This is a genomic window from Kribbella flavida DSM 17836 (assembly GCF_000024345.1).
Taxonomy (GTDB): domain Bacteria; phylum Actinomycetota; class Actinomycetes; order Propionibacteriales; family Kribbellaceae; genus Kribbella; species Kribbella flavida.
In genome coordinates this window covers 1557820-1579775 of the sequence record NC_013729.1, presented here as the reverse complement: position 1 = coordinate 1579775, position 21956 = coordinate 1557820, and the positions used below count along the sequence as shown (strand labels likewise).

Sequence of the window (21956 nt, the reverse complement as noted above, 5' to 3'; positions counted from 1 at the left end):
CCATGACGACAGCGCGCCTGGCCGGGACGACCGCACTGACGAAGGCGCCGGACGCGCTCGCCTTGTTCCACCAGGCCTCTGCCGTCCTGCGTCGCGCGGTGCCGTTCGACGCAGCCGTCTGGCAGTCGACGGACCCCGGGACCGGACTGGCGACCGCCCCGATGCGGGCGGAGAACCTCGGCGAGGACGGCTGCGCGACGTACTGGAACGCGGAACTGCTCTCGGAGAAGGTCAACCTGTTCCGCGACCTCGCCCGCGCGGCCGTACCGGTCGCCGCCCTCAGGGACGGCACGGCCGACGCCCCCGAGCACAGCGCGGTCTACCGGCACTTCCTCCAGCCCCGCGGCCTCGACGACGAGCTCCGCGCGGTACTGCGGACCGACGGGCAGTGGTGGGGTCAGATCAGCCTGTTCCGGTCGAAGGGCCGCCCGCACTTCAGCCGGCAGGAGCTCGCCGCGGTCGCCGGGCTGACGACCTTGCTCGCCCGACGGCTCCGGTCGTACGCCGAGCCCACCCCCGAGCCGGTCGTCGATGCCGGCCCTGGCCCCGGGCTGCTGTTGTTCGACAGCTTCGGAGCACTGCTGTCCGTCAACGACGAGGCACGGGAGTTCCTGGCCGGGATGCCGGCGGGACCGTCGGCTCCCTCGAGGTTCGGCGTTCCGGTGCCGGCCTGGATCCACAGCACGGCAGCCACTGCGAGTCACCGCGAGCAGGCGCGGGTCCGGGCCAAGGATCGATCGGGACGGTGGCTGGTGTTCCACGCCTCCTGCCTGCGAGACGCCGACGGCGCTCCGCGGCAGACGGCCGTGGTGATCGAGCCCGCCAAGGCCTCGGAGGTCGCGGCCCTGATCACCGCGGCGTACGGTCTGACCGACCGCGAGCTGGAGATCACCCAGCTGATCGCCCGAGGCCTGTCCACCGGCCAACTGGCTGCCAGGTTGTACCTGTCCCAGCACACCGTGCGCGACCACGTGAAGTCGATCTTCGCCAAGACCGGCGTGACGAGCCGGGGCGAGCTCGTCGCGAAGCTGTACGCCGAGCACTACCAGCCGTTGAACCCGGACAGCCGGATCCGGGTCTGGGACTGACGCGCACGACCCGCTTGGGTCCGATCAGCACGTCGGCTCAGCTCGCGCTGAGGGCCTCCTGGCGAATCCACTGAAGCAAGGTGGGGTTGTCGACGGTGGTGATGACGCTGACGGTCGTGCGGACGTAGCGGTCGGCGTCGAGCAGGCCCAGCAGGCAGGCGGCCAGGTCGGCGCGGGCTGTGAACCGGCCGTCGGCGTGGCCCTCGACGAGGGTGTAGCCGGTCACCGACGGCAGGTGATAGAGCCCGCTCGGCCGCACGATCGTCCAGTCGAGATCGCTGGCACGGACGAGGTCCTCCATCCGCCGCATGTCGTCGTACAAGGTCTTGCCCAGGACCCGCGTCACGTACGGCAGCATCACCCGGTTGAACAGGAAGCCGCCGTCGGAGTACGGGTGCGGGTCGACCCCGCTGGAGCTGACTACGGCGAGCCGACGCACCCGATGCAGCTTCATCGCGGTGACGATGTTCGCCACGCCACGGGAGTAGGTGCTGATCGGTTCTTTACCGGCCGGCACGCCGAGGGTCGACAGGACCGCGTCCTGCCCGGCGACGGCGGCGTCGACGGCCGGCGGATCGAGCACGTCCGCACCGATCACGTGGAGCCGCTCATGCCGCAGGGGGAACGCGTCCGGCTGCCGCGTGATCGCGGCGACGTGATGGCCTGCAGCCAGTGCCTGTTCGGTCAGCAGGCGCCCCGTGGAGCCGTTGGCCCCGAAAACTGCGATACGCACGACACTGCCCTTCTTCTGATCCGACGACTCCGTGGTGCTGTGACCTGAGACGAGACGAGACAGCCCGCTGTGGTGTGACATGGACGAAGCCGTCCACCGGCCGCGGCGATGTCACAAACCGGCCCGGCTGTCTCGTCCCAGACAGTGCAAGGAACAGACTGTGGAAAGGTGATCGGAATGCGGGTGTTCGTGGCCGGTGGGGCCGGGGTGCTGGGGCGGCGGCTGGTATCACAGCTTGTCGCCCGAGGGCACGAAGTGACGGCGACGACGACAGGTCCGGCGAAGATGGACCTGCTGCGGCAACTGGGCGCCGAGGCGGTCGTGATGGACGGGCTGGACGCGAGCTCGGTCGGCCAGGCTGTGGCCCAGGCGCGGCCGGAGGTGATCGTGCACCAGATGACCGCCATCTCCGGCAAGCCCGACATCAAGCATTTCGACCGTTGGTTCGCCACCACGAACCGACTGCGAACCGAGGGGACCGACCATCTGCTGGCCGCCGCCGAGGCAACCGGCGTGCGGCACTTCGTCGCACAGAGCTACGCCGCCTGGAACGGCATCCGGGAGGGCGGCTGGGTGAAGACCGAGGAGGATCCGCTGGACCCGACGAGCACGGGCGCGGCGGCCGCGGCGATCCGTCATCTCGAGGACGCGGTACTCCGGGCCGGTGGCGCGGTGCTGCGCTACGGCGCGTTCTACGGGCCCGGTGCCACCGACGACCAGGTCGAACTCGTCCGTCGGCGGCAGTACCCGGTCGTCGGCAACGGTGCCGGTCACAGCTCCTGGGTGCATCTCGACGACGCGGCGACCGCGACCGTCCTGGCCGTGGAAGGCCGGGCGCAGGGCGTGTTCAACATCGTCGACGACGACCCGGCGCCGGCCAGCGAGTGGCTGCCCCATCTGGCGGTGTGTGCGGGCGCGAAGCCGCCACTGCGGATACCCACCTGGCTGGCGCGTCCGCTGGCCGGCAGGACAGCGGTGACGATGATGACCGAAGGACGCGGGTTCTCCAACGCCAAGGCCAAGCGCGAACTCGGCTGGCAGCCGCGCTACCCCTCCTGGCGGCAGGGCTTCCGGGAAGAGCTGCGGTGAACCGGGTGGAGGAGTTCGAACGGCAGCGGCCCCTGCTGTTCTCGATCGCCTACCGGATTCTCGGCAGCGTCAGCGAGGCCGAGGACGCGGTCCAGGAGACGTGGCTGCGCTACCAGGCCACCTCGACGGAACCCGCCTCGGCCAAGGCGTTTCTGGCGGCCATGGTGTCCCGGATCGCTATCGACGTCCTGCGCTCGGCACGCGTCCGGCGGGAGAAGTACCCCGGCCACTGGTTCCCCGAGCCGCTGCTGTCCGACCCGTACGAGGACCCCGAGCGGTCGGCCGAGCTGGCCGACACGGTGTCGATGGCGGCCTTGCTGCTGCTGGAACGGCTCAGCCCACTCGAACGAGCGGTTTTCGTGCTGCGGGAGGTGTTCGGCTTCGGCTTCGCCGAGGTCGCGTCATCGGTAGGTCGCTCGGAGGCGGCCTGCCGTCAGCTCGCGGTCCGGGCGCGCCGTCACATGGACGCGGGACGTGCCCGGTTCGCGGCCGATCGACGGGAGCGCGAGCAGCTGGCCGGGCGGTTCTTCGCCGCCTTCCGGGAAGGTGACGTCGACGGCCTGCGGACGCTGCTGGCCGCCGACGTGCAGATGGTCGGTGACAGCGGCGGCAAGGCGCCGTTGTGGGGTCAGGGAGTTTTCGGGGCCGAGAAGGTGGCCCGGACGCTGGCCGCGTTCGTTGCCCCGTTCGTCCGGATCGGCGGCTCGGTGCAGCCGCAGCCGGTGAACGGTCAGCCGGGCGCGATCCTCCGCGACCGTGACGGCAGGGTGGTGAACACCCTGACCGTCGACATCGCAGGCGGTCAGGTCGTGGCCATCCGCGCCGTGATCAATCCTGACAAGCTTCGGCACCTCGGTCCGGTCGCCGACGCCGGCGCCGTCGTCCGCGCGACGAATCGAGCCCGTCGTCCCACCGTGGGCCCCTGGCCCGGCGATCGCCGCACCGGTCTGTGAGCTCGAGCTTTTGCTCCGCACGCCACCGGCGTTCGGCCGCAGGTCACCAGGAGGTCACGTGGGTCGGTCAGCGTGTGCGCGGATTCCGCCGATCCCCTGGAGACCGCATGAACGACGTACCCCCGGCCCGCCCTGCGCGCCGGACCCTGCTCGGGGCCGCTCTGGCCACGCCCGCCGCCGCCGCGACGGCCGCCGCCCTCGACGCCTCGCCCGCCGCGGCCGGTACCGGCGGTGCGCACCGGTTCGACGCCCACGACCCGCGGTTCACGATCGCCGTGCTGCCGGACACGCAGTACCTGTTCGACGAGGACCGTTCCGACCCCGCGCCGGTCCGCGCCACCTTCAAGTACCTGGTCGAGCAGCGGCGTGAGCGCAATCTGGCGTTCATGGCCCATCTCGGCGACCTCACCGAGCACGGCACCGAGCACGAGATCGGTCTGGCCGCCGAGACGTTCCGCGCGATCGACGGCAAACTGAACTACAGCGTGCTGGCCGGGAACCACGACGTCCCCGGCAGCACCGACGACCAGCGCGGCGCCACGCCGTACCTGCGGGCGTTCGGTCCGGCCCGGTACTCCCGGATGTCGACCTTCGGCGGCGCCTCGCCGGACGGGTACAACAGCTACCACCGGTTGCAGGCCGGTGGCCGGCAGTGGCTCGTGCTCGCACTGGACTGGCGGCTGTCCGACAAGGGCCTGCAGTGGGCGCAGCGCGTGATCAGCGCGCATCCCCGGCTGCCCGTCATCCTCACCTCGCACGACCTGGCTTACGGGCAGGACGACGGCGAGGCCACGCTGTCGCAGTACGGGCAGCGGCTGTGGGACCAGCTGATCCGGCGCAACGACCAGATCTTCCTCACCCTCAACGGGCACTACTGGCCGCCGGGGCGCACGGTGCTGAAGAACGATGCGGGCAACGACGTGCACGTGCACGTGACCAACTACCAGGACCGGTACTACGGCGGGGCCGGCATGGCGCGCCTGTACGCGTTCGATCTGGTCCGCAACGTGATCGACGTGGAGACCGTTGCGCCCTGGTTCCTCGAGCAGGACGCCGAGGACCGCAGCCTGCTCGCCGCGGAGAACCTGGAACTGTCCGGGCCGGTCGACCGCTTCAGCGTGGAGATCGACTTCACCGAGCGGTTCCGCGGTTTCGCTCCGCCGGCAGCGCCGGCGCCGCGACCGGCGAGTGCGGTGCTGCCCCGTGGCACCGTCGCGTACTGGCGCTTCGACGCCTCGGGTCTGCCGGTCGCCGGCACCGACGGCGCGGTGGTGTCGGCGGGCGTGGTGGCCAAGGACCTGAGCCGCAACGGCAACGACCTCACCGTCCAGCGGCTGCACGCCAGCCCGCCGGAGGTGCTGACCTGGTCGGACGAGCACCACGTGGGCCAGCCCGCGCACGCCAGCCTGCGCTTCGACGGTGGCAAGCAGCCGGACCGCGGCGCCGTTCTGCGCACCGGCGCGAACGCGCCGATCAACAGCATGAAGTTCACCTCCGGCTACACCATCGAGCTGTTCGTCAAGCTGCCCGAGCCGTTCGAGGGTGACCACGCGTGGATGGGCCTGCTGAGTTGGGAGGGGCGCAGCGGCGACGCCGGCAAGTCCAGCGGCTGGTCACCGGACGAGCCGACCTGCAGCCTCAACCTGTCCCCGGAACGGTTCCTGCAGTACGTCGTCTACCCGACCGACCGGGACGCCGACCCGACCTCCTGGAGCCACGCGGTCCCGGTCGGCCGGTGGATGCACGTTGCCGTCGTCAACGATTCCCGGCAGACCGTGATGTACGTGGACGGGTCGAAGATCGCCCGCAACCCGACCCAGCCGTCGAAGGGCATCTCCACGCTGGGCCTGCCGTTCGCGATCGGCGGCACCCAGTTCGCCCGGCGCTACGGCCAGGGCTTCTACGGCTTCATCGGTGACGTCCGCATCGTCGCCCGGGCCCTCCACCCGCGCGACTTCCTCACCCCGTTCGCCTGACCCGAGCAGCGGTTCCGGGTGCCGGCGGCGCAGAGTGGTCGCCGGTACCCGGGACCGGTCAGCGGATGCCATGGCGGCGGAGGTCACCCGAAGCTGCCGGCCGGTACGGGTTACACCATCGAGATCAGCGCGGCCGACGGCAAGGTCGGCCGCGCCGAGCCACCGTCGGGTTCGATGGTCAGGCCGAACGCGACCTTTCCGGCGACACCGCCGGTGATCACCGTGGTCAGACCGGCGGCCGAGGCGCTGTCCACGACGCCCACGGAGTGCGCGGTGCGGGCGCCGTCGGTCAGCCACAGCTGATAGCTACGGCCCGGCGGCAAGGGTCGCAGCCCACGCAGTACGACCACGGCCGCGTCGCGGCTCCTGGATGCCACCACGGTGGCCTGGCCGCCGCCGGACACGTCGCCGTGGACAGTCCGTACGTCGGGCTCGGCGAGCACCGCGGCGACCTGGTCGTTGGTGCGGGCCAACTCGCTCTTGTCGCGGTACTGATCGATCGCGATGCCGCCGCTGGTCGCGGCGGCCAGGACGGCGGCCGCCAGGGCCAGCATCGAACGGACCTTCGACCAGCGCCGAGGCGCCGCCACTCCGCTCGGGACAGCGGAGTGGCGGCCGACCAAGGGCGGCACCTGTCGCGCCCGGCTGATCGAAGCCAGCACCAAAGCCTTCAGACGAGCCGGGGGCGGGATCGCGACCTGGGTGCTCAGCTTGACCACGGCTTCCCGCAGTTCGGTGACCTCGGTGGTGCAGGCCGCGCAGGAGAGCAGGTGGTGCTCGAAGTCGCGGCGCTCGTCGTCGGGCAGCGCGTCGAGCACGTACGGGCCGGTGAGTGTGTGGACGTCGGGACTGCCGGTCATCGGGCATCACTTCCCTGCAGCAGAACCGGGTGACGCCTGCCCCCGCAGGGACAGGCGCCGTTGGACTGGAGGCCGGTACCGTCAAGCATCTGGACTACGACTCGACGGCACCGGCCCGTTTGATGCGGCCGGTAGGGATCGTCAGGCCGCCGGCGGCATCAGTACGGTGTCGATCAGGTAGACGGTCGCGTTGGCGGTCTTCACGCCACCGCAGATCACCTTGGCGTTGTTGACCATCAGGTTCTGGCCCGAGCCGGTCACGGTGACCGCGCCCTTCTGCACGGTGGTCTGCTTGCCCATCACCGCCGTCGGGTCGAGCTGACCCGGCACGACGTGGTAGGTCAGGATTTTGCTCAGCAGCGCGCTGTCGGTCTTCAGCGTGTTGATGGTCGCGGCCGGGATCTTGGCGAACGCCGAATCGACCGGCGCGAACACGGTGAACTCGCCGCCGTTGAGCGTGGAGACCAGGTCCACCTTCGGGTTCAGCTTGCCCGACACCGAGGCGACCAGCGTCTTGAGCAGCGGGTTGCCCGACGCGGCGGTCGCGACCGGCTCGGCCGCCATCCCGTCGATCGACCCGGCGCCGGTGGCGTTGGCCTTCGCGTAGTCCGCGCAGCCCGGACCGACCAGACCGGACATGTTGTCCATCGACGGCGAGCTGCTCGGCGTCTCAGCCGGCGCCGAGGACGTGGTGGTCGCGGGGGCACCACTGGAAGCGTTGTCGCCGTCACCGTCACTGCCACACGCCGCGGTGGCAAGCACCAGGGCGAGAGCGGAGGTGGCCAGGCCGACGCGAACGATGTTCTTGGGCATGACGAAATCTCTTTTCGGAAAGGGTTGTCCAAGAGCGGAGGCGACTACCGCCTCCGGCCACTCGCGGATGCTCGCGGCTGACACCGGTACTTCGGCACCGCCACCCCCGCGGATAGGTGGAAGCGGAAAATGGGTCCTGCTCAGTCGGTCGTGCCCGTGCTGTCCCGCGGCCAGACCGCTTCGGTGACCTGCCCGCCGGCCACCTCCACGCTCAGCTGGACGGGCCCGTCGGGCCGCACGTACAGCTGGTACCGGCCCTGGGGTACCTCGAAGAAGACGGCCGAGTGGATGAGCCGCCCGTCGAGGGCCGGCCGCGGGACGACCGCCACGTGCGGCAGGCCGTTCCCGTGGCCGTGCCCATGACCGTGGCCGTGCCCATGACTGTGGGCCGTGGCCCTGTTCAGGCCCGTTCCCGGGCTCGTCGGCGCGCAGGCCCCCGTTCTGGCCGTCGCTGGAGAAGATCATTCGCTCCGTGGGGCGCAGCTCGATCTCTTCCCCTTTAGCCCGGCCCAGGCACTCACCTGCGACCCTGCCGCAGCCGCTGTGATGTGGACCATAGATGCGCCTGCCAGGGCTCGAAGCCAACCGGCGACCGGATGGGTCGGCGGGAGAGAAGACCGAAGTTGACGCGATTTGCGCCTGCGTTCACCAGGTACGGCGGAACCTGAAGCCGTGGCCGTCGTCGCCTTCGTCGTAGCCCATCGCCTGAATCGTCTTGTCAGCCGGCGACCGCGCCAGAAACTCGCGCAGGGGACGCGTCCGACCACCGCACAACTCGGTGACCGTCAGGAATGCGAGCGCGGGATCATCGCCGATCATCTCGGTCGCGCGATACAGCAGAGCCAGGACCGGGACGACGTCTCGTTGGTCGGTCGTGAGGTCGAGAGCGATGACCGCCGCCAGGAGACCGGCGCGCACCTCACGGGAGTCCTGATGGCGCACCGCGATCGATGCCGCCCTTTCCGCGAAGGCGGCCAGTACTTCGTCAGCGCCGGACGGCACGACGGACTTGATCCGGTCGATTCCGGCGTCATCACAACGTGGAGCAGCAGGTCGCGGATCTCACTGTCCGTGGCCGAGGGAAGCTCCGCAGTCCCATCATCTGTGTGCCGCGAGGGATCAAGGGCGAAAGAGAGTCGCATCTCCAGATTCATGACTCAACCTCCCCGGCCGACGGCTTACACGTCCTGAAACAACTCAGAGTCCGTTTCGTCGCAGACAATCGCCCGCAGTTGACAGGCAACCTGCCGCACGTCTCCAAGATGATCCCATGTCTACAGTCCAGAAAAGAGGTGACGAGCTCCTGGTGCTGCGTAGGTGACACCCACTGGACCGACGCCCCCTTCTCAGGGGAGATTACTCAGAGCACGGTCGAGGTCGGAGAGAAGAGCATGGTGAGCGAACACTTCGGACGTGATCGCGCTGTCGTCGAATCGACCGTAAGTCCTTGCAACGAACCGATTGCCGCGTAGCTCCATGATCGAAGCGCGAAGTAACGACGTCGAATCGGTTGCCGTCGATGCAATCGACCAGCACTCGTCGTGGCAGTCGACAGGATGTTCCGCCGTCCATCCCACGCAAACGGCACTCCTGGTTCGTGTGACCTCGAGCGCGCGGGGCAGCTCACCCATCTCGAAGCACATGGTGCCTGCGAAACGCAGATGGTCCTGGCCGTTGACACTGTGTTCGACCCGCGTCCCGTGCGGAAGAGCGCTGCCGGACCTCTCCAGCGCGCCCCAGAGTTTGTCACGTTCAGCGGTGAACCTTGCGATCCGGCTGGGTGTCGCCACCTTGTCGCCCACCGCGAGCAAGGTGAATCTGCGGTCGCCTGGAAGCACTTCGCGCAGAGCCGTCGACAAGATCCTCGAGACGTCTGCAGCCGCTGACACCATCGTTTCGTCAGGGCGGCGGGCGATCTCCACAGACACGACCCCGACCTCGGCGACCGACAAACCATGAAAGATCGGCCAGTCACCCGCCTGCTCGCGACGAACCATGGGCCGTCTAGTAGTCATAGTGGTCGCCGTTCTCGGTGTTGAAATGGGGACCGCCTGTGTGACGAGGTGCCGACACTCCGGACTCGCCCGTGCAACTACTGGGCCCAAGAAACGCCTCTGTAGCATTGAGGAACGTTCCACCGCAAGCGCCGAGGTTTTGCCATTCGCCGATCCATCTCAGGCGCCCACCGGTGACCGCTCCCCATACGTCGTAAGACTCGACGACGACCCTCACGCGATCAGAAGAGCGCGAGAAGTTCCATCTGACCTCACTCGGTTCGAGGTCAAGAGAAACCCGTTCAGAGCTCGACCCGCGGACAATCCTTTCCACCGCAGCCAACAACTCGGTCGGCGCGTCGGTGGTATCGCTGACGGTGCACCTGTACTGATGAGCGCCCTCGGTGAGCAGGACGGAGATCCAACCTGGGCGACCTTGACCCAGTCAAAATCTGGCATCTGCGTTGCCTCAATCATCGACTCATCTCGGATACGCGGTGCATACTTGCCGGACGGCGGTTCCAACAATACAAGCGGCTCACTGACTCGCACTGCTCTCCACAGGAGAGCAACTTGTTCTCCGACCCATCCGCAACTCTCACTGAATTCGCAGGGAGTATGCGAGCTTCATTTCTTATGGACATCTCGAGCGCCCGGCCCATGCGGATGGTTCGATATGGGCAGCCCTGCATCACTTAATCGGGTGGCTGGCTACTGACGCCCGTGACTGAAGGTGGTCTTGCGGTCGTCGGTTGCGCCAGGCTCAGCAATCGTTTGCGCAGTTGGCCGCCAACCACGCGGAGCCGTCCGCCAACAATTCCGGCTTCAACTCCATCAACCGCTTTCCATCGAGTGATTCAGCCATGGGCTTGCCGAGTGCCCGGGCGAGAGCCTCGAGGGCGATCCGTTGCCCGACACTGCCACTGCTCGAGTCGACGCAGGCGCCATGCACGCCACGAAACAGCTCACAGTCGGTGTTCTCTCGCAGGTATTCTCCGGCAGCTGACAGAGCAACCTGGCGCACGTCTTCGAAATGATCCCAGTCCACTCCGGCAACGAACCTCTTGATGAAGTCCAGGTACTGCGCCGACAGGCCCCAAAAAGAGCACAACGTTTGCAGAGCCAATCTGGCCAGCATCGGGTCGTCTGCACAGTCCAGAAAAGAGGCCACGAGCTCCTGGTGCCGCGTAGCGCGGGCGCGACTCACGACGTACAGAAGGTCATAGGTCGACTCGTCGACAGCTCCACGCCTCAATCGCTCCGCGACCGCATCCACATCGGCCGTGGACAACCGTCCTTCCTTCGCCCGCTCGACCAACTTCCGATCAGCGCTCCGGCCCATCATCATCCCCTATCGCGGAACATACTTCTCAGAATAGTCCAGCATTCTACTTGCCCGGGACAGATCTGCACCGAGTAAGCCACGACTCTCGGCGTCGAGCCGTGGATCCGAAAGCCGGCGACGAGCCTGCTCGATTACGTTCAAGAGTCCGTTCTGTGCAGCTCGTACCTCATGCAAATGGTTCCACGGTGTTCCGTCGGGCTTCCGAGCGACTACTTCACCATTTAGTTCGCGCCGAGCCGCCGACAAATCACGCTCTGTTAGATGCGTGGCGATATTGTCGAGTTTCCTGCCGAACACGCTACAGGAATTGTGCACCAGGACGGGGACGAAGCCGGCGAGTACATAGTATGTGTGGGGACCGGTGATGGTGAGGTTGTGGGCGGTGGTGTGTCGCTGCGTGTGGATTCGTAGGCCTGCGACCGTCGCTTTACGACCGCTCGCGGTGAGCAGTCGACGGTTTCGGAGATGCGGGGCGCTTCGTTGTCGCTGGTGCCGCCGATGGATGCCGACGACGAAAAGGGCGTCGCGCTGGCCAGATTGCTTGCGGACGGAGTACGAGACGAGGCTCGGATCGACGTTGATCGCCTGTTCGTTGCAGGCATGCGCGAGTTCGAGCTGGCACATGTCCGAGTCCTTCGACACATGGCTGAAGGTGCCAACCCCAGGACCAGCCATCGGCAAGACCTGCGGGTGCACCGCAGGAGTGGGCAACGGAGCATGTGCGCGATGCGCTCCCACTCCTCGCAGAGGGACTGGATTACCTTCTCGCCACACTCGTCCAGAGCGGCTGCATCGCAGTAGGCGCCTCACGTTTCAGCGTTTCGTCCTGGCGGGTCGTGACGCCATTCGGCCACGGCCTCTTAAGATTCCTGGCCGCGGCCGATGGTGGCTAGCACAAGCTGGCCACCCGGCTCTGCAACATTGCTGGCATTCGTGTTGCGAGCCACGAGCCCTGCGGGACGAGCGGCTTAGTGCTCGGCTGCCAGTTGCTCCCGGAGGCCGAACCAGTCCCTTGTGCGGTGGTCGGCCGTTCGCCCGCTCTCGGCCGTCGGCATGTCGTACACCAACCACGCGGAGTAGAGACGGAGGTCTTCCGGTGCCGCCAACTGCTTTCCACCCTCTTTTGGATCGCGGATGGGGTTCACGGCGGCTGGGGCAGCTGTCCTCAAGACAGCACCCGTTCTGGATCGATTCCGAGTTGAGCGACGGCCACCTTCACGCTGTCGACGAACTCGTGGATACATGCCGCAACCTCAGCCCAGGAGACCGGAGAACTTTGCCTGTCCGGCGTGAAGGCAGACGAGATCACCCAACCGGACGAGCTGGGAGTGATCGTGACGGCGCCCGGGTTCTCGAAAGACAAAGACGAGAACTGGAAGGGCGACGGTGGCGACCCGCCCGGAGCGGCCCAACGAGCTAGCTCGCGCGCCAGTTCCGCCACCGGAAAGGATGGTTCTGAATAAACCTCCTGGCGTCCATCGATGATCTCGAAATCTGCCTCGATGTTCACCAGGTAATCTGCAAGCGTTTGGCCCTGCAGATCCCTGGCGCTGACATCGTGGTGAACCATCCGTATCAACTATCTCACCTCGAAGGGGAATGCATTGATTACTCTGCCGTCGTCGCTCACGATGGCCCGGAGACCAGTCTGCCCCTTCGTTCCGATGGTTCTCTGCATATCGACCTCCACCTTGAAGGTGCCGTCCAATCCGTTCGGCCTGAAGCTCGCGCGGTCAGATCGAAGCCCTTCGGCGATCCACGACTGGGCCTCAGCCTTGTCTGTGGTCGCGAACTTCGAGTAGCGACCTCCGAAGGACGACAGGTGTTTGTCCTTGACGAAGATGCTCGCCGGATCATCCGCCGCCTTGAATGCTGCCTCAGATGCCGATCGGAGAGGGCAAGTGTTGTGGACGAGCACGGGTGTGCCGACGGCGACGACGTAGTAGGTGTGCGGGCCGGCGACGGTCAGATTGTGAGCGGTGGTGTGCCGTTGGCTGTGCGGTCGTAGGCCTCGGACCGTCGTGTTACGGCCGCTCGCGGTGAGTAGTTTGTCGCCGGCGTCGAGGTGGTCGGCGCGTTGGTACTGGTGGTCGGTGGCGTTCCAGAAGGGGTGGTCTTCTGTGGTGGCGATGATGTCGCCGGCACCGTCGCTGTCGTCATCGGCCGTGATCTCGAGGTCGAGCACGATGTCGAGGTGAGCCCAGGTGTGGGTGACTTGACGGGCTGAGGTTTCTCCGGTCTCGGGATCGGTGGCGAGAACTTCGTCGCCGACAACGATTTCGGAGATGGGTTTGGTGCTGCCGTCGGCCATGAGGACTTTGGTGTCGCCGGTGAAGCTGCAACTGCCGTCGGGTGAGCGATCTGGCGTGCGGGTGCCGAGTTTGCCGGCCTTGCCGAGGGCGCCGATGCCGCCGGTACCGAGTGTTGCGGCGTCGAACAGGCCTCGTCCGACGGCGCGGTCGTAGCGTTGTGCGGCTGCGTCGTCCGCGTAGGGTTGCTTGAACTCGTTGAAGGTTCGAACGGGGTGCAGGAGTGCTTCGCCGGCGGATGGGTCGGCCGGGGAGAAGGGACCATTACTGCATTCGGCCCGCTCAGGTCGGCTGGGCGTGTCCTTCGTCATCGAGCGGCAGGAACCGGGCCCAGCCCGCGCTCCGGATCTCATCCAGCGAGGCCGGCCGACTTGACGAGGCGCTGTCCGGTTGCGCGGGGTGTACGCGGCTGAGATCGGCCGGCGTGTCGTAGGTACGCCCGCAGCCCTTGCACTCCAACTGCAGCCGGCCGCTCGCGGAATCAACGGTGAACAACAAAGCCCGTCCATCGAACAGGCATGAGCAACTGCAGGGGTAAAAACTGTCTGACCAGCCCTCGTCCGTGTCGTCTGCCGGTGTTGCACGTCGTCGTGGTTGGTGATGTATGTCGATGCTGCGGCAGATCACCTCGTAGATGCCGTGCTCGTCGAACGAGATCAGGAAGTGCCGCAACTCCCGATCGAAGCCTTGGGCCGCCAGAGCTGCCAGCCGATCCGAGCCCTCGAGCTCTCCCAGCTCGAGTCCCCCCTCGGCCGCTTGGTCGTCATCCACGTCGAAGTACTTCCACCGGTATTCCACGACGTCGTCGAAGACAACGCGGGTACGGCTCGCCACCCAGCCTTGCTCCACCGGCTGCGTGGCCCACGACAACTCGAGCGAGCCGAAACCGTCGCGACGATTGCGGACCACCACCGACGGCTCGTCGTCCCACCGCGTCCGCAGCCCTTCACCCGAAACCGGCCGATATGTCACAGCTCGCCTCTTACGGTATGTGGATTTCGAATGGGGACACCAGCCTCAAATCGGTCTGGCTCCGTGTCACACCGATCCTCGGCGACGGCAGCGTTTCACCAAACACACTAGGCTGGTTCAGTCTAGCCAACACACTGTTCTCGATCTTATTTCGCGAGACAATTGTAAGGTTCAGCCCGACCTGAGGTCGCATCCCCGCAAGGCTCAGTGCGGCCAAGCCGCGGTTGTTCTTCGACACCAGCTGGCCACCTTCGCGCCATGCCTCGATATTGAACACACTGGGTGACAGCCTGCCACTCGACAGGTCATCTGCCACGTCCTCGATGTGTCGTCCTCGCAGCTGCGGAACGTGCCCCTGCGGGGAGAAGCGCGGACTGATTCGGGCCTGACCGAACAAGACCCGTTCACCTTGGTCGACCGTGTCCGCCCCGCGCAGTGCCTTGGTTCCCTTGAGGGCCTTGCCGCCGGGGACGATTGCGGCGGCAGCCCAACCGCAGTTCTGAAGGCCGCCCTCGGTTCCACAGGTGTGGATGTCGGTGGCACCGGTCAGTGGCTCCGCCTTCTCCTCAAGCTTCTTCCAGCTCTCGTAGAGCCCTTGGAGCTTCCAGTCGGGGTTCTCGACGGTCTTGGCGTCGAGCTGGTCCAACGCGGAGTCGACCTTGTCGGCGCCACCCTTGAACCAGTCGCCGACCTTGTTGAGCGTGCCGCCGTCATCATCGCCGCCGCCCCCGGAGCTTTCGCTGGTGGTTTCGGTGCTGGTGGACGTGGTGGTGGTGCCGCCGGAGGTGGTGCCGCCTCCGCCGCCTTCGGCCATGTTGATGTGGCCGTCGATCTCGACGTTGGACACCGGGTTGCCGCCGGCCAGCGCGTACCGGTTCTGGCTCAACGGGTCCAGCGAGAGGCCGAGGTCGCCCAGGGCGTCGGAGTACATGTCTTGTTGGAGGAAACGGGTGGTGTCGAGGCTGTAGCGGCGTGCTCCCATGTCGAGGGTGGTGGCGTCGCGGCCGGTGCCGGCGGTGCCGGAGTCGAGGCGTTTGCCGGCGTAGCGGTAGGGGTTGAAAGGTTTGAGGTCTTCGAGGTCGCCGCTGCTGAGGCCGGTGGTGTCGGTGTCTTTGGTGTCTTGGCGGCCGTAGGCGTCGTAGCCGTAGCTGGCCTTGATGCCGCCGTTTTCGTCGAGCAGTTGGGTGACCGAGCCGTGGACGTCGGTGCCGTAGGTGTAGGAGGTCTGGGTGTCGTCGAGGGAGCCGGTGGCTTGGTCGGTCATCGACGTGCGTTGGCCGACGGCGTTGTAGGCGTAGGTCTTGGTGCGTGGGTCGGTGCCGCCGGTTTGGACCTCGCGGGTCGGCTGGTTGCTGAGGCCCAAGTGGCTGAACGCGGTCTTGCGGTCGTGGGTGGTGCCGGCATGGTCCTCGGTTTGCTCGATCAGCCGGTCGACGGCGTCGTAGATGTACTCGCTGGAGTCGGTGGGTGCGCCACCGGTGGAGGCGTAGGTGGCTTGGGCGAGAAGTCGTTCGAGGGGGTCATAGGTGTACTCGGCGCGGACGCTCGCGTCGGGGCGGTTCTTCGGTCCGTTGCACTTCGAGGCGTCACCTGTGCTGGTGGTGACGCAGTCGGTGTTGCCGAGGGAGTCGTACCAGGTCTTGAGGGTTTCGGTGCCGGTGGCGCTGGACTCCTTGAGCTGGTTGGCCTCGTAGCGGCGGGTGGTGGTGACGGCGTTGTTGGTCTCGGTGGTGACGTTGCCGGCTCGGATGGAGGTGTCTCCGATGAGCTGGGTCGGCTGGTCGAGTGCGTAGGTGGCGACCTTGCCGGCCTGTTTCTGGTGGCGCAGCACCTTGCCGCGGGCGTCGTAGTCGTAGTCGGCGGTGCAGGGCGATCCGGGGATGCAGTTGGTGGCGGTGGCACGGTCGGCCGCCCGCTTCAGCACGAACGTGTCGGTGACGCGGTGACCGTCCTCGTACCGGGTGCCTTCGAAGTAGCCGAGGTCATGGGACTCGGTGACCGCTCCCGCGCCGTTCTTGGTCGACATCGAGGCGAGCTTGCCGTTGTCGAAGTGGGTCCACGAAGTGGTCTGGCGCTTCTTCCACGACGTCACGTCAACGCTGCAGCCGGTGGCAGCGCGCCACTGGTCGCGGGTCCTTTCCCAGCCGTTGTCCCAGTACGTCGAGATGGTGCGGGTGTCGCCCTTGCAAGCCGTCAGCGAAGTTCCGTCGTCGATCTGCTCGACGAGTTGATCGGCTGAGTCGTAGCTGAGGCGGACCCGCTTGGGCGCTTTGGTCTGCGTGCCGGCGGTGTCCTCCTCGCCGTTCTCCAGCCGGGTGGTGGGCAGGCCGTGCTCGTTGTAGGTGAACGACGAGAAGGTCCACGCGGTGGCGCCCTGCTTGCGGTGACGCGACTTGGCGACCTCGCCGAAGCCGGTGTACGTCGCCTGCGCGTCGACGGCTTTGTCATCGGCGCCGTGAACTCCGGTCGGGTCGTAGGAGCCGGTGACCTGGTTGTGCTCGTCGTAGGTCCAGGTGGCGCTGTTGCCGTCGCGGTCGGTCATCGACTTCTTCTGCCCGTCGACGAAGTAGTCCCAGCGCATCTGCTGAGCGACATCCAGTTCGCCCGGGGCGGATCGCTTGGCCGGGGTTCGGATGGTCTGCAGGCCGAGGGCGTTGTGGTCGAAGTGCAGGACGGGGTTGACGTTCTTGCCGAGCGTTCGGATCCAGCCGGGGTCGAAGTATGACTGTTGCGTCTTGGCGGCGTCGGTGACGTGGGCGGGATCGGCGTTGGTGGTCGGCAGCGAGGTCCAGGTCACGCGGCTGTTCTTGTCGTAGGCAGCGTGCACGTACTGGCGTTCGGTGCCGTCGCGGTCGTCGTACGGGAGGGTGGTCTTGAGACGGCGGCCGGCCGGGTCGTAATCGTGCCGGGTGGTGTACTTGGCGGTTGCCGGGTCGGTGCTCAGGCCGGCGTTGGCGTCGGTGTCGACGGCTCGGGGTGAGTAGACGGCGACGGTGTTGCCGTCTGCGTCGTAGCCGTAGCGGCTGGTCAGCTTGCGGCCGGTGGCGCCGGAGAAGGTCTCAACGGTTTGCGTGGCGAGGCCTCGCCCGTTGTAGGTGAGTTCGGTGCGCTGGACCCGTTTCGGCGTGGCGTTGGCGTCGATGTCTTTCTCGGCGGTCGTGGTCCGGCCGTTCTTGTCGTACGTCGAACGCTGCTGCCTTCCGGCGGGATCGGTCACGACGGTGACGCGGTGCGCGTTGTCGTAGGTGTAGCGGGTGGTGTGCGGAGTCATTGTGGCCGCACAGTCGATCGTGGCCAGACCGGCTCGGGGCGCGGTGGAGCTGACCACGTCGTCGGCCGCGTTGTAGCACTGGTGGCTGTAGCGCACGTCGGTCGCCGAGGCGCCGTACGCGGCGACGCGCACGATCCGGTCGAGCACGTCGTAGCTCGTCACCGACTGGTAGTCGCCGTCCGTCGCCGACCGTACGCCCTTCGCCGAGACCTGGGTGATCGGCCGGCCCGCATCGTCATACGTGGTCGCGGTCCGTTCGCCCGCCGGATCGACCGACGTGTCCGGACTCGTGGACAGCACCGGCCGATCCATCGGGTCGTACGACTGCACAGTGCGGGCCGCGTCCGGTGGTCCCTCGATCCCGGCGTACGCCGGGACGGTGGTGGCCGTGGCGTTGTCGCCTGCGTCGAAGGTGGTGGTGCTCCAGACCAGCCGGTTCTCCTCGGTGGTGGTGGACTTCGGCTGGCTGTGCCGGGCTACCCGGCCGAACTCGTCCAGATCGAAGGTCTGCTGGTAAGCGCGAGGTTGCAGGCCGGCCCGAGGGCTTTGATGTTCACCGTCCTGGACCGCGACCACCTGGGAGTCGGTGTCGTAGCCGTAGCTGGTGACGTTGCCGACCGGATCGGTCACCTTGGTGGGCAGCCCGGATGGGTGGTACTCGTAGCCGGTCACCCCACCGCCGGGCCTGGTCCGGGTCTTCACAGTCCCGGCGTCCGGGCTTCCGCGCAAGTTGTAGGCGTACGTACTGGCGAAGCCGTCGGGATCCTTCACGCTCGTGATGTTGCCGTCGGCATCGGCGCCGAAGGTCCAGGTGTGGTCGCCGGCCGTGGCGCTGGCCACGCCTTCGGGGAGCTCGCGGGTCTTGAGCACCGACCAGTGACCGACGGTGTCACGGACGTCGAGCTTGCGGTGCTCGTAGGTCAGGCGGGAGGTCTCGCCCGCCTCATTGGTGTCCGAGGTGAGATAGCCGTTGTGGTCGTAGGTGAACTTCTCGGTCCTGGTGCTGGGGTGGGTCACCTGGGTGACCTTGTTGTCGGTCGACCAGACCAGGGAGGTGGTCCGCTCGGCCGGATCGATCAAGCTGGTCACCCGCCCGGCGGTGTCGAGGTGGTAGTCGGTGTCTCGCGCGGCTGGGGCGTTGACGGTGGTGATTCGTGATTGCCAGTCGTAGGTGAAGGCAGTGGCCTTGCCGGCCCGGTCGGTCCACGACTTCAGCTTCCAGCGGTTCTTCGGGTCCGGTGTCGGTCCCCAGTAGCTGAAGGTGCTTTCCTTGTCGCGGGGATCGCGGATCGAGTAGACCTTCACCGACTGGTTGTTCGTCGCCGGGTTCGGATCGACGCGGTCGGCGGCCAACGGGATGGCCGGCTGATCGCCGTTGGAATCTGTGTAGGTGAACACGAAGGAGCGATCGGCGACCGCCACGCCCTGGCCCGAGACACCGCCCTTCTGGGTCAGGCGCCGGAGGTTGCCGTCGTTGTAGTAGTCGAAGGCGAGCACCGACCCCGAGTGGTCGGAGATCGTCTGTACCTTGCCGCGGATCCGGCCCGGTTTCGCCTCTCCCTTGTCCCAGTAGTCGACGGCGTAGGAGCGACGGGCGGCGTCCCAGATCTTGACCACTCGCTTCTTCGGACCGCCAGGGTCGTCACCGGAGGGGGTGTCGACGAGCTCGAACTCCAGCACGTTGCCGTTGGTGTCCTCCACCAGCCGGGGATAGCCGTCGGCGTCGAAGTAGTACGTCGACCGGTCCGGGCGAGTCAGCGCCCAGTAGCGTTTCGGATCGGTCGAGCCGGTCGAACGCAGGTACAGGTTGACTCCGGCGGGCTCGGTCCACGTGACCGTGCTGTCCGCGTTGACCGTGCCGGTGAACTCGTGCAGCGTGCCGTCACCGTCCACGAACCGGACGTACCGCTTCGCCTTGCCGTTCAACTGATCGGCCTTGTTCGGGTGGATGTCGAGCCGGGATCCGAACCGGACGAGGCCGGAGATGTTCAGCGACACGTTGTTGCCCGCAGGAGAGTCGGAGTGTTCCTCCAGCGAGTTGTAGGACAGATCCACCAGCGACGCGATGCCGCGACCGGGCGTCGCCCACGGCGACCAGCGCCACAACAAGTTGCCATTAGCCACATTACCGTACGCCGAGGCGCCGGTCCCCAGCGCGAGCTGTTCGTAGTGCCAGAACCGCTCGAACCCGAGCTGCTTGGACAGCGCCTTGTTCACGATCACCGGATTGTCCACCGGCTTGCTGCCACCTTGTGCGAACCACCGGCCGGTCGCCGAGTCGTAGACGTCCATCCGCAGCCGCAACCGGGTCCGCTGCGCCGCGTTCACGCCGGGCGGCGGCTCGATCGTCATCGGGATCGTCTTCGTCGCCCCGGGGTTCAACGTCGCTGGGAAGTAGTCCGAGCCCGGCCCCTCGAAGACCACCACACCATCCTCGGTGTACCAGCGGTACCACAACTGCAGCCCCGTACCGGTCGTACTGTTCTTCCAAGCGACGGACGAGTCGTTGCGGACGGCAACATCGAGCTGGAAGGCGTGCGGGGACACCGGATCGCCCGCGACCACCGCCGTTGCCTCGGCGTCGGACCCGGCCACAGCGGCCGGACTGGTGCACGAGACGTCACAACTCGGCGGTGCTGCCAGGTCGCCCTTGCCGCCTATGCCGGTACCGCCGCCGATATCACCCGTGCCGCTCGAGGTGGTCTCCTCGACGCTGTCGGTGTCGATCATCGGGGGGAGCTCGAACGGTTCCGTCGATGCGCCGTACCCGTTGAGGGAGAACGACGCCTTGTACGGCCCGGCGGTGTTGTTGTCCACGGTCACCGCAACCTCGGCAGATGTTGTGGTCTGCCCGCCCGAGTCGGTCGCCACCACCGTCAGTTTGTGCTCGCCGTCGAACGCCTGACTCAACGGCGCGGTCGTGTTCCACGCGAACGAGTACGGCGCCGCCGCATCAGACCCGACCAGCACCCCGTCGACCATGAAGTCGACCCGGCTCACCGAGACATCGTCGGTCGCCGATGCCGTCACGGCGACCGTGCCGCGGACCGTGCTCGAGGCCGACGGAGTCGTCACCGCCACACCGGTCGGTGGAGGTGAGTTGTCCACCCGGACGGACCGCCCGGCGCTGGTCACCGCCTCATCCGCCGACGACACGGCAGTCGCCGTCACGACCTGGCTACCGGCGGCGCCGGCAGTGCTGTCCCATTCCACCGCGTACGGCGCGGACTCGTCCTCACCCACGGTCGTGCCGCCGACCGAGAACCGCACCTTCTTCACCCCGCGGGGCGACGACGCATCGGCGGTCAGCCAGGTCTTGCCTCGCACCACCGAACCGTCAGCCGGTGACGTCACCCGCGCCGTCGTCACCGCGACCCGGCTCGGCTCCTCCCACTCCAACTGCAGGAACGGCCGCTTGTCCGCCAGTGTGCTCTGGTCGGAGTAGTAGCTCATCCGCGAGCCCGGTGCCGTGTAGGTGGTCGGCTCGGTTGCCTGTTTCAGCAGGAAGCCATGGTTCGGCGTACCGTCTACCCAACTCTGAATCAAGGACAGCAGTTGGAACCGGTCGGAACCGGCGGTACTGCGGCTCTTCACCGGCAGCGTCACGGCCGCGGTAGCGTCGAACGCGCCGCCCAGGACCGGCGCACCCGACTTGCGCCAAGCGACGCCCGGTTGCGCCTCACCCCAGCTGGCTCCCGACGCTGCGCCGCCACAACTGCTGGCGCCAGTGCCCTCTACCCACGGCTGTAGCACCCGGTGCAGTCGCACGCCGCTGTCCGTGGACGTGGTCGCCGGGTAGTACATGTCCAGCGTCGCCCAGGTGACCTTCGCCTTCGCCGGAACAGCAGCCAAATCAAGCTTGAGCAAAGACCGGTTCACGTAGTGGTTCGGCCCGACACCCAGATCCAGGGTGCCGTAGCCGCCCATCGTGTAGTCGGTCCCGCATGGCGAACCACCTTGCCCGTAGGTCAGGTACGTCGCCGCGTCAGAGGCATCCATCCGCACCAGCAGCCTGCCACGGCCCCGCGGTGGCAACGCGGCCTCAACCGGAGTCGACGCCGCCCCACCCGCGACCACCCGGTACCAGTAGATGGTGCTTCCCGCCGCCGCGGTCGGCGCCGAATCGTCGGTGAACGCCGTCGTCGCGATGTCCCCGATCCGCGTCACCAGAGTGGCTGCGGACGGGGAGAACGCCGCAGAAGTACCCCGATGCACCTCGTAGCCCGCGAACGGGGCCTCGGCACTCGGCTGGTACCGCGACCACGACAGAGCTGCGCCGTTGCCGTACAACAGCCGGGGCACCGCGACGCTCACCGCGGTCGCCGCTCTCGCCGATGGCAACGTCGACGGCAACGACACCGCCTGCAACACTCCCGCGACCAGCGCCAGACAGACCGCAGCGCTCCAGCAGAAAAGGGAAAACCGCATCCGACGGCGCACGGCGCCACCCCCAGCATTCGCTCCCCCGAGCGATGTTGCGGCAAAGTCAACGAGGACGGTGCAACGAAGTCAACGCGGAAGCGACCGCTTTGCATCAACGTGCAAGTGGGCTG

At 67.1% G+C, this 21956-nt stretch carries 16 protein-coding genes; 4 read left to right on the top strand and 12 right to left on the bottom strand.

Annotated elements, in window-relative coordinates:
* Positions 1-2 precede the first annotated feature (2 nt).
* Positions 3-1088, top strand: coding sequence for a helix-turn-helix transcriptional regulator (locus KFLA_RS07365; protein WP_012919148.1), 1086 nt, complete (start codon positions 3-5; stop codon positions 1086-1088).
* Positions 1089-1125: 37 nt separating this feature from the next.
* Here KFLA_RS07365 and KFLA_RS07360 read toward each other — a convergent pair whose 3' ends face one another.
* A complete protein-coding gene (locus tag KFLA_RS07360; protein ID WP_012919147.1) occupies positions 1126-1821 on the bottom strand; it encodes an NAD(P)-dependent oxidoreductase in 696 nt (231 codons plus the stop codon).
* A gap of 177 nt (positions 1822-1998) precedes the next feature.
* Here KFLA_RS07360 and KFLA_RS07355 point away from each other — a divergent pair, with 177 nt between their 5' ends.
* From KFLA_RS07355 to KFLA_RS07345, 3 genes are all read left to right on the top strand, one after another.
* Positions 1999-2910 (top strand): NAD-dependent epimerase/dehydratase family protein, encoded by a 912-nt coding sequence (locus KFLA_RS07355; RefSeq protein WP_012919146.1) that lies wholly within the window; start codon positions 1999-2001, stop codon positions 2908-2910.
* A complete protein-coding gene (locus tag KFLA_RS07350; protein ID WP_012919145.1) occupies positions 2907-3863 on the top strand; it encodes an RNA polymerase sigma-70 factor in 957 nt (318 codons plus the stop codon). The genes KFLA_RS07355 and KFLA_RS07350 overlap by 4 nt, the downstream gene beginning before the upstream one ends.
* A 107-nt stretch (positions 3864-3970) precedes the next feature.
* A complete protein-coding gene (locus KFLA_RS07345) occupies positions 3971-5839 on the top strand; it encodes a LamG-like jellyroll fold domain-containing protein (protein WP_012919144.1) in 1869 nt (622 codons plus the stop codon).
* A 110-nt stretch (positions 5840-5949) separates the two neighbouring features.
* On the opposite strand, the gene KFLA_RS07340 is transcribed toward KFLA_RS07345, so the two are convergent.
* The 11 genes from KFLA_RS07340 to KFLA_RS07295 form a co-directional block, all read right to left on the bottom strand.
* Positions 5950-6699 carry an anti-sigma factor gene (locus KFLA_RS07340; protein ID WP_012919143.1) on the bottom strand — a complete coding sequence of 250 codons (750 nt, stop codon included), beginning with the start codon at positions 6697-6699 and terminating at the stop codon, positions 5950-5952.
* A 141-nt stretch (positions 6700-6840) separates the two neighbouring features.
* Positions 6841-7512 carry a fasciclin domain-containing protein gene (locus KFLA_RS07335; RefSeq protein WP_012919142.1) on the bottom strand — a complete coding sequence of 224 codons (672 nt, stop codon included), beginning with the start codon at positions 7510-7512 and terminating at the stop codon, positions 6841-6843.
* 140 nt (positions 7513-7652) lie between these two features.
* Positions 7653-7841 (bottom strand): hypothetical protein, encoded by a 189-nt coding sequence (locus KFLA_RS07330; RefSeq protein ID WP_012919141.1) that lies wholly within the window; start codon positions 7839-7841, stop codon positions 7653-7655.
* A gap of 316 nt (positions 7842-8157) precedes the next feature.
* The gene (locus KFLA_RS07325; RefSeq protein WP_041289194.1) at positions 8158-8514 is read right to left on the bottom strand and encodes a hypothetical protein; all 357 of its coding nucleotides are present in this window, start codon (positions 8512-8514) and stop codon (positions 8158-8160) included.
* 344 nt (positions 8515-8858) lie between these two features.
* The gene (locus KFLA_RS07320) at positions 8859-9509 is read right to left on the bottom strand and encodes a hypothetical protein (RefSeq protein ID WP_041289193.1); all 651 of its coding nucleotides are present in this window, start codon (positions 9507-9509) and stop codon (positions 8859-8861) included.
* A gap of 760 nt (positions 9510-10269) precedes the next feature.
* On the bottom strand, positions 10270-10797 hold the full coding sequence (locus KFLA_RS07315; RefSeq protein WP_148256566.1) for a hypothetical protein: 528 nt from the start codon (positions 10795-10797) through the stop codon (positions 10270-10272).
* Between the two features lie 60 nt (positions 10798-10857).
* On the bottom strand, positions 10858-11475 hold the full coding sequence (locus KFLA_RS36515) for a polymorphic toxin type 28 domain-containing protein (RefSeq protein ID WP_202797091.1): 618 nt from the start codon (positions 11473-11475) through the stop codon (positions 10858-10860).
* 541 nt (positions 11476-12016) lie between these two features.
* Positions 12017-12421: a DUF7878 domain-containing protein gene (locus tag KFLA_RS07310; RefSeq protein WP_049797282.1), complete on the bottom strand. Its 405-nt coding sequence runs from the start codon at positions 12419-12421 to the stop codon at positions 12017-12019.
* A gap of 9 nt (positions 12422-12430) precedes the next feature.
* Positions 12431-13471, bottom strand: coding sequence for a polymorphic toxin-type HINT domain-containing protein (locus tag KFLA_RS07305; RefSeq protein WP_012919137.1), 1041 nt, complete (start codon positions 13469-13471; stop codon positions 12431-12433).
* Positions 13443-14072 carry a hypothetical protein gene (locus KFLA_RS38225; protein ID WP_041289191.1) on the bottom strand — a complete coding sequence of 210 codons (630 nt, stop codon included), beginning with the start codon at positions 14070-14072 and terminating at the stop codon, positions 13443-13445. The genes KFLA_RS07305 and KFLA_RS38225 overlap by 29 nt, the downstream gene beginning before the upstream one ends.
* 70 nt (positions 14073-14142) lie before the next feature.
* Complete coding sequence (locus KFLA_RS07295) at positions 14143-21831, bottom strand: Ig-like domain-containing protein (protein WP_012919135.1); 7689 nt, start codon at positions 21829-21831, stop codon at positions 14143-14145.
* Between the last annotated feature and the right edge of the window lie 125 nt (positions 21832-21956).

What these genes read in the sequence shown, in the direction of transcription:
- KFLA_RS07365 (WP_012919148.1), top strand. Translation starts at nt 3, where the DNA reads ATGACGACAGCGCGCCTGGCCGGGACGACCGCACTGACGAAGGCGCCG.
- KFLA_RS07355 (WP_012919146.1), top strand. Translation starts at nt 1,999, where the DNA reads ATGCGGGTGTTCGTGGCCGGTGGGGCCGGGGTGCTGGGGCGGCGGCTG.
- KFLA_RS07345 (WP_012919144.1), top strand. Translation starts at nt 3,971, where the DNA reads ATGAACGACGTACCCCCGGCCCGCCCTGCGCGCCGGACCCTGCTCGGG.
- KFLA_RS07340 (WP_012919143.1), bottom strand. Translation starts at nt 6,699, where the DNA reads ATGACCGGCAGTCCCGACGTCCACACACTCACCGGCCCGTACGTGCTC.
- KFLA_RS07335 (WP_012919142.1), bottom strand. Translation starts at nt 7,512, where the DNA reads ATGCCCAAGAACATCGTTCGCGTCGGCCTGGCCACCTCCGCTCTCGCC.
- KFLA_RS07320 (WP_041289193.1), bottom strand. Translation starts at nt 9,509, where the DNA reads ATGGTTCGTCGCGAGCAGGCGGGTGACTGGCCGATCTTTCATGGTTTG.
- KFLA_RS36515 (WP_202797091.1), bottom strand. Translation starts at nt 11,475, where the DNA reads ATGTGCCAGCTCGAACTCGCGCATGCCTGCAACGAACAGGCGATCAAC.
- KFLA_RS07310 (WP_049797282.1), bottom strand. Translation starts at nt 12,421, where the DNA reads ATGGTTCACCACGATGTCAGCGCCAGGGATCTGCAGGGCCAAACGCTT.
- KFLA_RS07305 (WP_012919137.1), bottom strand. Translation starts at nt 13,471, where the DNA reads ATGACGAAGGACACGCCCAGCCGACCTGAGCGGGCCGAATGCAGTAAT.
- KFLA_RS07295 (WP_012919135.1), bottom strand. Translation starts at nt 21,831, where the DNA reads ATGCGGTTTTCCCTTTTCTGCTGGAGCGCTGCGGTCTGTCTGGCGCTG.